The organism is Verrucomicrobiia bacterium (assembly GCA_026414565.1).
Taxonomy (GTDB): domain Bacteria; phylum Verrucomicrobiota; class Verrucomicrobiia; order Limisphaerales; family Fontisphaeraceae; genus Fontisphaera.
The window spans coordinates 21,123-36,374 of sequence record JAOAIT010000044.1 but is presented as its reverse complement, the minus strand read 5'-3'; the positions used below and the strand labels follow the sequence as shown (position 1 = coordinate 36,374).

At 64.2% G+C, this 15,252-nt stretch carries 10 protein-coding genes; 8 read left to right on the top strand and 2 right to left on the bottom strand.

Translation table 11 applies throughout. The features are described 5' to 3' along the window. The first annotated feature begins 20 nt into the window (after positions 1 to 20). The 4 genes from N3J91_09965 to N3J91_09950 all read left to right on the top strand — a co-directional run bounded on the left by N3J91_09965 (position 21) and on the right by N3J91_09950 (position 5,898). Positions 21 to 3,146 carry an efflux RND transporter permease subunit gene (locus tag N3J91_09965; GenBank protein ID MCX8156756.1) on the top strand — a complete coding sequence of 1,042 codons (3,126 nt, stop codon included), beginning with the start codon at positions 21 to 23 and terminating at the stop codon, positions 3,144 to 3,146. Positions 3,147 to 3,212: 66 nt separating this feature from the next. Continuing rightward, entirely contained in the window at positions 3,213 to 4,121 is a 909-nt protein-coding gene (nadC, locus tag N3J91_09960) for a carboxylating nicotinate-nucleotide diphosphorylase (protein ID MCX8156755.1), read from the top strand. Beyond that, the gene (locus N3J91_09955) at positions 4,118 to 5,113 is read left to right on the top strand and encodes a biotin--[acetyl-CoA-carboxylase] ligase (protein ID MCX8156754.1); all 996 of its coding nucleotides are present in this window, start codon (positions 4,118 to 4,120) and stop codon (positions 5,111 to 5,113) included. The genes nadC and N3J91_09955 overlap by 4 nt, the downstream gene beginning before the upstream one ends. A gap of 5 nt (positions 5,114 to 5,118) precedes the next feature. After that, positions 5,119 to 5,898, top strand: coding sequence for a type III pantothenate kinase (locus tag N3J91_09950; protein ID MCX8156753.1), 780 nt, complete (start codon positions 5,119 to 5,121; stop codon positions 5,896 to 5,898). Here the strand turns inward: N3J91_09950 and N3J91_09945 are convergent. Continuing rightward, the gene (locus N3J91_09945; protein ID MCX8156752.1) at positions 5,878 to 8,376 is read right to left on the bottom strand and encodes a bacteriohemerythrin; all 2,499 of its coding nucleotides are present in this window, start codon (positions 8,374 to 8,376) and stop codon (positions 5,878 to 5,880) included. The genes N3J91_09950 and N3J91_09945 overlap by 21 nt on opposite strands. 175 nt (positions 8,377 to 8,551) lie before the next feature. Beyond that, positions 8,552 to 10,258, bottom strand: coding sequence for a DUF4038 domain-containing protein (locus N3J91_09940; protein MCX8156751.1), 1,707 nt, complete (start codon positions 10,256 to 10,258; stop codon positions 8,552 to 8,554). A 208-nt stretch (positions 10,259 to 10,466) separates the two neighbouring features. On the opposite strand from N3J91_09940, the gene N3J91_09935 reads away from it, so the two are divergent. The 4 genes from N3J91_09935 (at position 10,467) to N3J91_09920 (ending at position 15,249) form a co-directional block, all read left to right on the top strand. After that, entirely contained in the window at positions 10,467 to 11,534 is a 1,068-nt protein-coding gene (locus N3J91_09935) for a COX15/CtaA family protein (protein ID MCX8156750.1), read from the top strand. Then, positions 11,531 to 12,436, top strand: coding sequence for a heme o synthase (gene cyoE / locus N3J91_09930; GenBank protein ID MCX8156749.1), 906 nt, complete (start codon positions 11,531 to 11,533; stop codon positions 12,434 to 12,436). Before N3J91_09935 ends, cyoE begins: the two co-directional genes overlap by 4 nt. A gap of 113 nt (positions 12,437 to 12,549) precedes the next feature. Beyond that, entirely contained in the window at positions 12,550 to 14,382 is a 1,833-nt protein-coding gene (locus tag N3J91_09925; protein ID MCX8156748.1) for a cbb3-type cytochrome c oxidase subunit I, read from the top strand. Positions 14,383 to 14,391: 9 nt separating this feature from the next. After that, positions 14,392 to 15,249 (top strand): heme-copper oxidase subunit III, encoded by an 858-nt coding sequence (locus N3J91_09920; protein ID MCX8156747.1) that lies wholly within the window; start codon positions 14,392 to 14,394, stop codon positions 15,247 to 15,249. Positions 15,250 to 15,252 lie beyond the last annotated feature (3 nt).

Below are 15,252 nucleotides of genomic sequence, written 5' to 3'. Positions count from 1 at the left end.
CCTCTTCGCTTCCCTGGCTCATGCGCACGCTGACCGATCTGTTTATCCGGCGCCCGGTGCTGGCCGCGGTGGTGAATTTGGTGATCTTGATCGCCGGCCTCCAGGCCATCAAAACGCTGAGCGTGCGGCAGTACCCGCGCAGCGAGAACGCGGCCGTGACCGTCACCACCGTGTACGTGGGCGCCAGCGCCGACCTGGTGCGCGGCTTCATCACCACCCCCCTCGAGCGCGCCATTGCCGCGGCCGATGGCATTGACTACATCGAATCCAGCAGCCGCCTCGGCCTCTCCACCATCACCGTGCGCCTCAAGTTGAATTATGATCCCACCAAGGCGCTGGCCGAAATCAGCTCCAAGGTGGACCAGGTGCGCAACAACCTCCCCCCCGAGGCCGAGGTGCCCATCATCAACATCGAGCCCGCCGATTCCCAGATCGCCTCCGCCTACCTGAGCTTCACCTCGGAGCTGCTCGACGCCAATCAAATCACCGATTACCTCGTGCGCGTGGTGCAGCCGCGGCTGTCCGCCATCAGCGGCGTCCAACGGGCCGACATCCTGGGCGGGCGCACCTTCGCCATGCGCATCTGGCTCAAACCCGAGCGGCTGGCGGCGCATGGCCTGACGCCGGCCCAGGTGCGCGACGCCCTCGCCGCCAACAACTTCCTCTCCGCCATAGGCCGCACCAAGGGCGCCCTGGTGCAGGTCAATTTAACGGCCAACACCGATTTGCGCTCGGTGGAGGAGTTCAAAAACCTGGTGGTCAAGCAAAGCGGCGACCGCCTGGTGCGGTTGCGGGACGTGGCTGACGTGGTGTTGGGCGCCGAGGACTACGAAGCCGAGGTGCGCTTCACCGGCCAGCAGGCGGTGTTCATCGGCGTGTGGGTGCTGCCCAACGCCAATTCCCTGGAAGTTATCCGCCGCGTGCGCGCCGAGATGGCCTCCATTCAAAAGGATTTGCCCACCGGCCTGCAGGGGCACATCGCGTATGACGCCACCGAGTACATCGAGCAGGCCATCAAGGAAGTGCTGAAAACACTGACCGAAACCCTGGCCATCGTCGCCGTGGTGATCTTCCTGTTTCTTGGCTCGGTGCGCTCGGTGCTGGTGCCGCTGGTGGCAATTCCCATCTCGCTGATCGGCGCCGCCTTCCTCATGCAGGTGATGGGCTTCACGTTGAACCTGCTCACCCTGCTGGCCATTGTGCTTTCAGTGGGATTGGTGGTGGACGACGCCATCGTGGTGGTGGAAAACGTCGAGCGCCACGTGCGCGAGGGCCGCCGCGGCATCGAGGCCGCCCTGCTGGGCGCGCGCGAGCTGGTCAGCCCCATCATCGCCATGACCATCACCCTGGCCGCGGTGTACGCCCCCATCGGGTTGCAGGGCGGTCTGACGGGATCGCTGTTCCGCGAGTTCGCCTTCACCCTCGCCGGCGCCGTTTTCATCTCCGGCGTCGTGGCGCTGACGCTCTCGCCGGTCATGTCCGCCAAACTGCTCCGGCCCGACCGCGAGGAGCGCGGGCTGTGCGGGCGGGTCAATCACTTCTTTGACCGCCTGCGCCAGGCCTACGGCCGGGTGCTCGACGCCACGCTGGCCAACCGGATGGCCGTGTATGTGCTCTGGGCCGGCTTGAGCCTCCTGGCCATCCCCATGTTTCAAATGTCCCCCAAGGAGCTGGCCCCTATGGAGGATCAAAGCGTGATTTTCGGCATCATCGAGGCTCCGGCCAACGCCACCATCGAGCAGACCGTGTTCTTCACCGAGGCCTTGAACCGCCAGATGATGAAAATCCCCGAGGCCGCGCAGTCCTTCCAGGTCACCTTTCCGGACAACGGTTTTGCCGGACTGGTGCTCAAACCCTGGGAGCAGCGCCAGCGCACCGTCTTTGAAGTGCTGCCGGAGGTGCAGTCCGGTTTTGACCAGTTGACCGGCATCCGCGCCATGGCCGTCACCCCGCCCGCCCTGCCCGGCGGCGGCACGTTTCCCGTGGAAATGGTGATCGCCTCCACCGCCGAGCCGGAGGTCATCCTGGCTTTTGCCGAGCAGTTGCGCGACAAGGCGGCGCAAAGTGGCCTGTTTGCATTTCCGCCAATTATTGACACCAAGTTTGATCAGCCCGAGGTGGAGATCCAGTTGGACCGCGAAAAGGTGGCCGCCCTGGGCTTGAGCCTGGCGCAGGTGGGCGCGGACTTGGGCACCCTGCTGGGCGGCAATTACGTCAACCGCTTCAGTCTCGACGGCCGCAGCTATAAAGTCATCCCCCAAGTGCGGCGCATCGAGCGGCTGACCGCCGAACAATTGCAAAATGCCTATGTGCGCGGCCCGCATGGGCAACTGGTGCAACTCAGCACCCTGGCCGAGTTGAAAACCAAAAATGGCCCGCGCTCGCTCAACCGCTTCCAGCAGTTCAACGCCGTCAAACTCAGCGGCGTCGCCATCCGGCCGCTCGAAGAGGCCCTGGCTTATCTTGAAAAAGAAGCCGCGCAAATCCTGCCCCAGGGCTACAAACTGGACTACACGGGCGAGTCCCGCCAGTTGCGGGTGGAGGGCAGCAAATTCCTGCCCGCCTTCAGCCTGGCAGTGGTGATGATCTTTCTGGTGCTGGCCGCGCAATTCAACAGTTTCCGCGATCCGCTGGTCATTCTCCTGGGCTCGGTGCCCCTGGCCATGTTTGGCGCGCTGACGTTCACCTTCCTGATGATGCCGGACCCCAACACCCCCTTCTGGACCAAAGGCTGGACCACCACGCTGAACATTTACTCCCAAATCGGTCTTGTCACGCTGGTGGGCCTGGTCTCCAAGAATGGCATCCTCATTGTGGAGTTTGCCAATGAATTGCAACGCCGCGGCCGCACCAAGGCCCAGGCCGTCCGCGAAGCCGCCATGGTGCGCCTCCGCCCCGTGCTGATGACTTCGGCGGCCACGGTCTGCGGCCATTTCCCCCTGACCCTGGTCAGCGGCGCCGGCGCGGCGGCGCGCAACTCCATCGGTATCGTGATTGTGGCCGGCATGTTTCTGGGCACCTTCTTCACGCTGCTGGTGATCCCCTCCCTTTACATGCTCCTGGCCAAAGACCATAAAGCGGAGGCCCCGCGTCCCGTGGAGGCGGAGCTGCCTGTACCCGCCAAGGCCGCCGTGGAAAAAGTCTGACGCCCGGAAAAGCCGGCCGCCATTTTTCCCCTTTTCGCCGGCAGGGTCCTGCCGCAAGATGCCTCCATGCAAACGGTGCCGGAACCAGTCTGGCGCGAAGCCGTGCGCCGGGCCTTGCGGGAAGACGTAGGCCCGGGCGATGTCACCTCGCTGGCCGTTGTGCCGCGCGGCCTGCAGGCGCGCGCCCTGATGGTGGCGCGCCAGCCCCTGGTGGTGTGCGGCTTGGAAGCGGCCCGCCTAGCTTTTCAAATGCAGCACCGCTCCGTGCGCCTCTGCTGTTGCGTCCATGACGGCGAGGCTGTCCGCCGCGGCACGGTGCTCATGGAAATCACCGGGCCGGCCTGCGCCCTCCTCACCGCCGAGCGCGTGGCCCTGAACTTTGTCCAGCGCCTGAGCGGCATCGCCACGCTTACCGCCGCGTTTGTCCGCGCGGTACGCGGCACCCAGGCCCGCATTCTCGACACCCGCAAAACCACCCCCGGCTTGCGCCTTCTGGAAAAATACGCGGTGGCCTGTGGCGGCGGCGTCAATCACCGCCTGGGACTGCATGACCTGGTGCTCATCAAAGACAATCACCTGGCCGCCCTGCAGAGCGAAGGGCCTCACCCCATTATTCGCGCCGTGCAGCGCGCCCGCGCCCGCTACCCCCATCTCAAGGTGGAGGTCGAGGCGGATACCCTGGCCCAGGTGGAGGAAGCCGTGCGGGCTGGCGCCGATTTCATCCTGCTGGACAACATGACCCCGCGCCAGTTGCGGGAAGCCGTGCGCCGCGTGGCCGGCCGCGCCCGCACCGAGGCCAGCGGCGGGGTCACCCTGCGCACCGTCCGCGCCATCGCCCGGACTGGCGTGGACTTTATCAGTGTGGGCGCGCTGACCCATTCCGCGCCTGCCGTGGATGTGGCCCTGGACTTTGTGATCAAGCCGGAGCTTGACCCGCCCACCCGCCGGAGACGCGCTCCGGCCTCCCGCCTATGAGCCGCAGTGATTCCGTCCTGGATACCGCCATTCTCACCGCCCTGCGTCAGGCCCGCGAAGGCTCGGTGTCCGGTGCCGATCTGGCGCAACGCCTCCAGGTCACCCGCGCCGCCATCTGGGCGCGCATTGAAGCCCTGCGCGAACTGGGCTTCGACATCGAGGCCAGCCCCCACCACGGCTACCGCCTGTTAAGCGCGCCGGACAAATTATACGGCGACGACTTAAAATCGCGGCTGGGGCAAACACTCGTGGTGGGGCGCGAAATCCGCGTCTTTCAGGAGACCAGCTCCACCAATGACCTGGCCGACCGCCTCGCCCGTGACGGCGTCGAAGAGGGCCTGGTGGTGTTTGCCGAGAAACAAAGCCGCGGCCGCGGCCGCATGGGGCGCATCTGGGCCTCTCCGCCGGGGCTGGGCTTGTGGTTTTCCGTGGTCTTGCGGCCGCGGCTCGCCCCCCAGGCGGCTACCCAGCTCACCATCGCCGCCGCCACGGCAGCCCGCCGGGCCATTCATCGCGTCACCGGCCTGGAGCCGGACATCAAATGGCCCAATGACCTCCTCCTGGACGGTCGCAAAACCGCCGGCATCCTCACGGAAATGGGGGCTGAACTGGACAAAATCAAATACCTCATCATCGGCATCGGCGTGAACGTGAACCTGGCAGCCGCCGATTTTCCCCCGGAGCTGCGGCGCATCGCCACCTCCCTGCGGCAGGCCCTGGGCCGGGCCATTCCCCGGCCGGAACTGGCCGCGCAGTTGCTGCGCGAGCTGGACGTGGATTATGCGCGAGTCACCGCCGGGCAGTTTGAGGCGGTGGCCGAGGAATGGAGCCGCCATTGCCGCACGCTCGGCCAGCGCGTGGCCATCATCCAGGGCGAGCGCCGCCTTGAAGGCCGCGCCGAAGGCCTGGACCACGATGGCGCGCTTTTGCTGCGCAACGCCCGGGGCCGGCTGGAGCGCGTCATCGGCGGCGATGTGATGCTCGATTCGTGAAACGCATGAAACCCCTGCTGCTGCTGGCCGACATCGGCAACACTCACACCCACCTGGGACTGGCCAATGACCGGCGGGTTTTGCGCGCCCAGGATGTGCCCACCCGCGCCTTGGGCGAGCCTCTCGCCCGCCAAACCCTCCAACAACTCATCGGCAAACACCCCGTGGCGGGCGTCTGCGTGTGCAGCGTCGTCCCTGCGGCCACGCCCCGGTTGCGCGCGTTGGCGGCCGCTGCCGGCTTGCAGCAGGTGCTCGAGCTGAATCACCAAACTCTGCGCGGCGTGGGCATTCGCTACCCGCGCCCGCAAACCATCGGCGCTGATCGCCTCGCCAATGCGCTGGCCGCCAAAATCCTGGTGGGCGCCCCCGTGGTGGTGGTGGACTTTGGCACCGCCGTCACGTTTGATGTGGTGGACCGGCAGGGCGACTACATCGGCGGCATCATCGCTCCCGGCCTGGCGGCCATGACCGATTATCTACACGAAAAAACCGCGCTGCTCCCGCGCATCACCATCCGCGATGTCCGCCGGGTGGTGGGCAAAAACACCGAAGAAGCCATGCGGATTGGCGCGGTGCATGGTTACCGGGGATTGGTGCGCGAATTGATTGGTGAACTCAAAAACGAGCTGGCCTGCCGCCGCCTGCCGGTGGTGGCCACGGGCGGTTATGCCGCGCTCATCGCGCGCGGGCTGCCAGCCATCCAGTGCGTCATTCCCCACCTTACGCTCGAAGGTCTCCGGCTCGCCTGGCTGGCGCACCACCCTTCAATGGCGGGCCGCCCCTAAAGGCTCCAGAGGCTCGTGGACATGGCCGTTGCCGTTGCCGTGTTCACGGCAGGGCCCGCCGTGGCTGCATTGGCGCAACTGGGTATCCACCTTCAGGATGTGGCTGACCAGCCACTGATCGGTAATTTCCCCCAACTGGTTGAGCACCGCCAGGCTGGCGCCCTGGGTTTCATACTGCTGCACCAGCCGCTGGAATTGTTCCAGAAAGCGGCGGTGGGCCGCCTTGTTGACTTGATGGGCCGGGCAGCGCCGCTGCGCCATGATCGCCTCCTCCTCGCCAAAATGTTTCCGGGCATACTCGCCCAGGAACTGCAACATGGGCTTGACCTCCGCCGGGCCGGCGCCGCGGCGGATGGCCTCCTGCAGGCCATTCAAACGCGCAATCAATTCCTGATGCTGCGCATCCACCTCCGGCACGCCCGTGGCCATGGTTTTGGCGTCCCACACCAGCAAGGTTGCCCCATCGCCTGCCGCAGCAACCGGCTCGCTCGTCGTCACCGCCCCCGCCGTGGCCAGGTCGAGCTTGAACCGCTGCACCACCTGCTGCAACTGGCTGGCCAGACGGGCCAGCTCCATGGTGGCGGCGGCCGCCCCGGTCACCGCCTGGGAGGTGTCGCGCGCCGCCTGGGAAACACCGGCGATGTTGCGGGCAATCTCCTGGCTGCCGCGCGCCGCCTCGCTGGCATTGCGCGTAATCTCATTGGTGGTGGCCGCCTGCTGCTCCACCGCGCTGGCGATCACGGTTTGAATCTGGTCAATCTTCCGGATCACCTCGCTGATGCCCTGAATGGCCTGCACCGACGCGCTGGCATCGTTTTGAATCGCCGCGATTTTGCGGCCGATCTGCTCGGTGGCCTGCGCCGTCTGCCGCGCCAGCTCCTTGACCTCGTGGGCCACCACCGCAAAGCCCTTGCCCGCCTCGCCGGCGCGGGCCGCTTCAATCGTGGCATTGAGCGCCAGCAAATTGGTCTGCGCGGCAATGGTGTTGATCACCTGCACCACCTCGGCAATGTCCGTGCTGCTGGCCCCCAGCCGGGCAATGGTCTGGTTGGTGGCCTCCGCCATCCGCGCGGCCTCGCCTGCCACCTTGGCGGCGTCCACCGCCTGCCGGGCAATTTCCTTGATGCTGGCGCTCATCTCCTCGGCTGCCGTGGCCACGGTGGACACGCTCTTGCTGATTTGCTCTGACGCGCTGGCCACCACCTGCGCCTGGGAGGAAGTCTCCTCCGCGTTGGCGCTGACCTGCTGGTTGGTGGTGCTCAGCTCCCGGGCGGTGCCGGCCACGGCCGCCGAGTTCTCGGCCACCTGTTTCAGACTCTTGCGCAGCCCGATCACCATCGAATTCATCGCCTGCGCCCAGGCCCCCAATTCATCCGAGCGCTGCACCGCCAGCGTCTGGGTCAAATCCCCTGTAGCCATGCGCGTGGCCAGTTGCATGCCCTGCCGCAACGGCTGCGTCACCATCCGCGTGATGCCCCACGCCAGCAATGCCCCCACCACCAGGGCCAGGAGCGGCGCCGCCACCGCCACCGTCCGGGCCACGCCGGCCTGGGCGATGGCCTTCTCCGCCGCCGCGCGGCTGAGCTGATGATTGAGCGTTTGCAGTTGCTGCAAGGAGGCCAGCGCCGCGGATTGCGCCGGCTGGCAGCGCGTATGGAAGGTTTCCGCCAGTTGCCGCTGCAGCGCCACCGCCCGCTCGGCCATCTGCTGCAACCGGGTAAGTTGTTCGAAGGTGCTGGAGACCGCCTTCTCCAAATCATAGGCCCGCGCACTCAGGGCATTGGCCTCATCTTTGGCTTCCACAAGGGAAAGAATCCGGCGCACGCTTGCATGAAATTGTTGATGCGGTTGCCCCACCGCGGCCAGGATTTGTTGCGCCTCGGCATTGGAAGTCTTGAACTGGGCCAGCCAGCGGCCAAAATTGCAGGTGGTATGATCCGTAACGTTGGTGAACGCATGCTCTTCATACATGCGCTCCATGAGCCGCATTTCCACGCTGTAGTGATCCCCAATGAAGCGGTTGATGTTGGCCATCAAAAGATGCGGATTCCCCAAATCCAGGGCCACCCATTGCTCCGCCAGTTGCAAACACTCCTGCAGGTGTTGCTCGTACACCTTGTCCTGCGCCTGCCATTGCCGCCACAGTGCCTCCTCCTCGGCCGTGCGTGGCAGGGCGGCAAAACGTTCCACCTCTTCCCGCAGTTGCTTGCGGCTGGCCAAAATCTGCTCCATGGCCGCCTTGGCTGCTGCAGTCGGAATGTCCGGGTTCAACAATTCGGACAGCCTGGCCTCCAACACATCGGCATGGTGGGCCAGATTGCCCAGGGCCTGCACCCCGGCCATGCGCTCCTGGGCCACCTGCTCCAGCGCGGCAGAGGTCCGCGACAAATTATAATAACCCAACCCCCCCACGATTAATCCAAGGAGGACCACCCCGGCGAAGCCGGCGGCTATTTTGGCGCCTAAACTTAATTTCATAGCAAATTGGCATCGCCGCCAACGTTCTGCGGATGCGCTGGTCATCGGCCCCATGGATGGGCCATGGGCACAAGTCAACCTGCAGTGTCAGCTCAATGACGACACCCAAGGGGATATATCGGCACGGAAGAACCGGACTTGAGAAAAGATAATATGCCGGCGCCACAGCCCCAACTCACGGCTGCGTGGTCACCAGCAACAGCCAGTCCCCCGGCTCCGGGGTGGGCACCTGGCACGTCGTGGCGCCCAACACAGCCACCGCGGCCCGCCGCTCGCCATTCCGCGGATTGACCCACGTGAGCACAGGCGAGCCTCGCATGCCGGTCAGGGCGGAGAGCTGCAGCTCCACGATGCGATCTTCCGGAATGTAAATCAGCAGCAAATCGTTGCGCTCGGAACGCGCTGCGGCAATAAAACGCCGGGCCGCCGTCAAACCGGGCTGTACCGCCAGGATTTCCGGTGCCGGCCGCAGCCGCCAAAAATCAATGCTCTGGAAAAAATCCGCCAGCACGGTCATCTGCTGCGCGCCAGGCATCCGCAACGCCTCGCGCCACGGCAGCGGCGTGCCCGAATTGGGATGATCCACCGGCGGCCGGGTGCCGTCGTCCCATCCCCAAATGCCATGGCCGCCATAAGTGATGCCGGCGGTGGGGGCATTCAAAAGCGACCAATAATGTGCCCGGCGCACCACGTCCGCGCTCATGGCACCCGCCGCGCCGCCACCGTGATTCTCGTACGGGGCCTCCAGGCTGATGAACGGCTTGAACGGCGGCAGACGCCACTCCTGCGCCGCCGGCCCGCTGGTGATCCAGCGCAGATTGTCATCGCGGTCATTATGCCCGCTTTGATAACCCACGATGTCGTACCAGGGCTCCTGAATGAATTCCTGCCGCACCCATATCCGCCCGCCCGGATGACACGTCACCGGCGCATGGGCAATGTCGCCAAACACCTGCCGGCCAATCCGCTGCCACCGCGCCGCCTTCTCCCCCCGGTAATCGCCGTCGCCATTGAGAATCCACACTACCGCATCCGCCTGCCACCGGGCCACCATGTAACGGGCCAGCAGCACCGCCTGATCTTCCGGCAGGGACACCCCCGGATTGATTTGCGGGTTGGAGCCGCCTTGGATGGCCCACAACAGCACGGGCACGCTCAGCAGGCCGGCCTTGTTCATAGCCTCGACACGCCGGTCCAATTTCTGAAAAAAGCCCGGGTTGATGGCAATGCGCTCCCGCCCAGTGTAGGCCAGCTCGCCCTCACGGTTGCCGTCCGGCGCCGCCCGCCATTGCGTGGTCATCCACTGGACGGCGGTGAATTTCTGTTGGGCACGCGTCTGCAAGTAATAAGCCCATTCCGCATCAGTGGCTTTCAAGGGTCCATTCCACGCCGTATCCGCCAGCCAGAAAAACGGCGTCATGTCGTCATGCACCAGGTAACGGCCATCCGGTGAAACCCGGATGGGACCGTGCTGGCTGAAACGATTCCCAACGCCACTTCGTGCCGCGGTGCAAACAAAACCGCCGGCCACCCCGTGTAATCCGCGGTTGGCCGTATCAGTGCACTCGGTTTGCCACGTCCAGACCCCGGGGATGCGCGGCATGAAACGCACCCGCCAAGTCCGGCCGCCATCCCAAAAGCCGGGCACGCGCATCCGCTCCCCCTTCGGCGATACCAAGATGGCCATCAGGGCAGCCTCCTGCACGGGGTTGGTGTAAACCTTGCTGCTGGTAAAACTTAGCTCCAACTTGCCCCATTGCGGCACCAGCGGCTGCCGCGGGGCGGCCGTTAGCCAGCTCAGCACCCCGGCCAAAAGCCACACCCCCAACCCGCTTCGCCATCCGGCAGGGGCGCTCCTTGTCCACTTTGAATGCGGTCTCATAACACTCACATCTTAGGTAATCCACCCGGCCGTTGCACGGAAAATGTAACGGGGCAGCCGGGCCCACACCTCGCTTGGGTTACCCCTCTTGCCGGAGGTGCCGCCCCCTGCCAGGGCTCCCCCCTGCCGTACCGTCCTTACCGGCCTCCCGGGAAATTTCCGACATCCCCCCCTTGCGGTTTGCGCGGACGTGCTCTTCTTTTGGGACATGGTGCATGCGCCCGCAACGCCCGTCCACACGACCGGGCTGAATCGGTTTGCCTGGGTGACCGCTCTGGCCACCCTGGGCTTGATTGGCATGGGAGGACTGGTGACCAGCCACGGCGTGGGCATGGCGGTTCCTGACTGGCCCACCACCTATGGCTATAACATGTTCCTTTTCCCCATCTCCCAATGGGTGGGCGGGATTTTTTACGAGCATACCCATCGGTTATGGGCCTCCGGGGTGGGGTTGCTGACAACGATCCTGGCGGTGTGGATGTGGGTGCATCGCACCCAACATCTCTCCCGCAAACTTCTGCGCGGCTTGGGCGTGCTGGCCTTTGTTGGCGTCTCGGTGCAAGGCGTCCTCGGCGGCTTGCGGGTGACGCTGATCAAGGATGAACTTGGCATTGTCCACGGCACGCTGGCCCAGCTCTTCCTCGTGTTGGTTTTCGCCATCGCCCTCTACACCTCGCGCTGGTGGCCGCGCATCGTGCAAACCCGCGACCGGCAGCCCTGGGAGGCGCATCGCTGGTGGCTGACCCTGCTGGCCGCCATGACGCTGCTGCAGTTGGTGCTGGGCGCCACCATGCGCCATCAGCACGCAGGGCTGGCGGTGCCCGACTTTCCGCTGGCCTATGGCAAACTTTGGCCACCCACCGATCCTCAATTCCTGGAGACCATCAATCAAACCCGGCTGGATACGCGCGATTACAACCCCATCACGGCCGCCCACATTTATCTGCACATGGCTCATCGCGGCCTGGCCCTGGCTCTGTTCGCGGGAGTGTGTGCGCTAGCCTGGCGCCTGCGGCAACGGGTGGGTTCAGGACACCTTTTGACCGTCTGGGCCTATGGCTGGGTGGCCCTCGTTTTTGCGCAGGCTCTTCTGGGAGCCGGCACCGTCTGGAGCAACAAGGCGGCGGACATCGCCACCCTCCATGTGGTGATGGGCGCCGTGCTGCTGGTGTACGCCAGCCTGCTTGCCCTCGTTTCCTGGCGGTTGGCCCGGGCGCCGGTGACGCAAGTCGTACCTGTCCGGCAGCCAGATGCAGTCAAGGTGGCCATGGCATGAATTCAGAAATTGTAATCTCTTCCCCTTCTCGCAGCCGCTGGTGGGATGCGGCCTCGCTTTCCACCTTGGCTGAATTAACCAAAGCGCGGTTGAACAGTCTGGTGCTGCTGACCACCGCCGCCGGTTATTACCTGGGCAGCGAAGGCGCTCTGGATGCCTGGGGATTGGCCCGGGCCTTGGGTGGCACGGGCCTGCTGGCCGGCGGCGCGGCGGTATTAAATCAATACCTCGAGCGCGAATTTGACGCCCGGATGACCCGCACCGCCCACCGCCCCTTACCGGCAGGCCGCGTAAAACCCGAAACCGCCCTTCTTCTTGGCGGGCTGTTGTCCTTGGCGGGGCTCGTCTATCTGGCCGCCGAAGTGAATTTGCTGACCGCCTTTTTAGGGGCGGTGACGCTGATTACCTATTTGTTCATCTACACCCCCCTTAAACGCCGCACCATCTGGAACACCGTGGTGGGCGCGGTGCCGGGCGCACTGCCGCCCGTGATGGGATGGGTGGCCGCCCAGGGACGGCTCGACTGGGGCGCGCTCGCCGTGTTTGCCATTTTGTTTTTCTGGCAGGTGCCGCACTTCCTGGCCATCGCCTGGTTGTACCGCGACGATTATGCGCGGGGGGGGTACGTTATGTTGCCGGTGGTGGACCCGCAGGGGGCCCGCACGGCCCGCCATGCCTTGCACTACACCGTCGCCATGACGACGGCCAGCATTTTCCCCTCCCTCCTCGGATTGACAGGCGGGCTGTATCTGGCCGGCGCCCTGTTCTTGGGCGCCTTGTTTCTGTCCGCCACGTTGTGGTTTGCGCGGCGGATGCATCGGACCTCGGCGCGCGCCTTGTTTCTGGCCAGCATTCTTTACCATCCGGTGCTAGTGGGGCTTATGGTGTGGGACAAGATTTAACAGATTGCTTAATAGCTGTCCGGCCCCATTTGACACCGCGCTCGCACAAGACACTTTTAACCGGCCTGCCTTTCGCGGAAAAGGCGGCTTAAGGCATTGGGGATTCTACGGATATGCAGTCGGACACAGCCACGGTCGAACACGCGCACACTGCGCCGCACGGGTCTGAGGCTCATGCGGCGCACCATCCGCCGCTGAGTTTCTGGCGGCGCTACATCTTCTCGGTGGACCACAAGGTGGTGGGCATCCAGTACGGCATCACCGCGCTGGTCTTTATGCTCATCGGCTTTTTCCTGATGTTGCTCATGCGCTGGCAACTGGCCTATCCCGGCCAGCCCATCCCGGTGTTCGGCCCCATCCTCGAGGCCGTGCTCGGCGACGTGGCCCGGGGCGGGCGGATGACCCCCGATTTGTACAACTCCTTTGGGGCCATGCACGGCACCATCATGGTGTTTCTGGCCGTGGTGCCCATGATTGTCGGCGCGCTGGGCAACTACCTCGTCCCCCTTCAGGTGGGCGCGCCCGACATGGCCTTCCCCCGCCTGAACATGATGAGCTACCACATCTACTTTTGGGGCGGGGTGGTCATGCTGGTCAGCTTCTTCATCCCCGGCGGCGCCGCCCAATCGGGGTGGACCAGCTACTCCCCGCTCGCGGTGGTGGTCCCCACCATGGGCCAGACCTTCTGGCTCATCGGCATGGTCCTGCTCATCACGTCCTCCCTGCTGGGCTCCATCAACATTATCACCACCATCATTCAACTGCGCGCGCCCGGCCTGACCTGGATGCGCCTGCCTTTTTTTGTGTGGGCCCAACTGGTCACCAACTTCCTGCTGCTTCTGGCCTTTCCGCCCCTGGAAGCCGCCGGCATCATGCAGTTGATGGACAAGGTGCTCGGCACCAGTTTCTTCATGCCCAGCGGCCTGGTGGTCGGCGGCCAGCCGATGGACATCTCCGGCGGCGGCAGCCCCCTGCTCTATCAACATCTCTTCTGGTTTCTGGCGCACCCCGAGGTCTATGTGCTCATCCTGCCGGCGCTGGGCACGCTGGCGGAGGTCATCTCCACCAATACGCGCAAGGCCATCTGGGGCTACCGCTTGATGGTGTACAGCTCCCTGGCGCTGGGATTCCTCTCCATGATCGTCTGGGCGCATCACATGTACCTCACCGGCATGGGAACCCGCCTGAGCACCTTCTTCCAAACCACCACGATGATCATTTCCATCCCCTCGGTCATCATTATCACCTGTTTCTTTGTCTCGCTGTGGGGCGGCTCCATCCGCTTCAACACCCCCATGCTCTTCGCGCTGGCCTTCCTGCCCATGTTCGGCATCGGCGGCCTGACCGGCCTGCCGCTGGGATTCAGTTTCAGCGACATTCATCTGCACGACAGTTACTACGTCATCGGGCACTTCCATTACGTTGTGGCCCCCGGCACCATCTTTGCCATCTTTGCCGCCATTTACCACTGGTATCCCAAGGCCACAGGCCGCTTCATGAATGAATTCTGGGGACGCGTGCACTTTGTGCTCTCCTTCATCTTCATGAACCTGGTGTTCTTCCCCATGTTCCTCCAGGGCATCTATGGCATGAGCCGCCGCATGTCGGACGGCGGAGCCACCTATGCGCAGGCCGATAATCTGGCGGTGGTGGGCCTGCCACAGTGGGTGGTGGACCTGAACATCAACATCACCCACGCCGCCATCGGCCTGATGCTGGCCCAAATCCCCTTCATCATTAATTTCTTCTGGAGCCTGCGCCATGGCGAGCCGGTGAAATCTGACAACCCCTGGCAATCCACCACCCTGGAATGGCAGACGCCCACGCCGCCCGGCCACGGCAATTTCCTCGAACCGGTGCGCGTCTATCGCAGCGCGTATGAGTATTCCATCCCCGGCCGCAGCGCCGACTTCACCCCGCAAAACCAGCCTCAACCCGCTCAGTAAATCCGGCCTATGTCTTCGGCAGCGATGGAAATCCCCTACACGGTGACGCCCCGGCGCGAAACCGGTTTGTACAACGGCAAGCTGGGCATCTGGATGTTTATCGCCTCGGAGGTGATGCTCTTCGGCGCCCTGTTTTCCTCCTACGCCGCCCTGCGCACCGGCGCGGACTACTGGCCCACGCGCATGATGAGCCTGGCCATGGGCACTATGAACACCGCCATCCTCATCTCCTCCAGCATCCTGGTGGTCATGGGGTGGACGGCCCTCAAGCTCAAGCAATTTGACAAGTTCAAATTGTACCAGGGGCTGACCCTCCTATGTGCCGTGGTGTTTCTCTGCATCAAGGGCCTGGAGTACCGCCAGAAATTCATCCACTATGAAGTCTGGCTCACCGACCAGGCGGTGGCCAAACTCACCGCCGCCCACCCCCACCACGAGCAATGGCTCAAGGAGCCGGGCGTCTTCCCCGGCCGCCGCAGCATCACCGGCCACCTCGAGGGAAATCCCTGGCTGCTCACCCACAAGCAGCTCAAAGCCAAGGGCATCCAGGAAATCGCGATTTACCCCGACGTCGCCGCCGGCGGACACGCCGAGCCGATTAAAATTGCGGTCAGCGACATTTTCCGCATGACGGCCTATGCCCCGGCCCACAGCAGTTATTTTGCCATCTACTACGCCCTGACCGGCCTGCATGCCCTCCACGTCATTGGCGGCATCATCGTCATGTTCTACCTCTGGGGACCGGGCCGCCGCATGTGGTTCTCTGAACCGGAGCGCTTCACCAACCGCATCGAGTGCTCGGTGGTGTACTGGCATTTTGTGGACTTCGTCTGGCTGATTGTCTTTCCGTTGTTTTACCTCTTTTAGCGC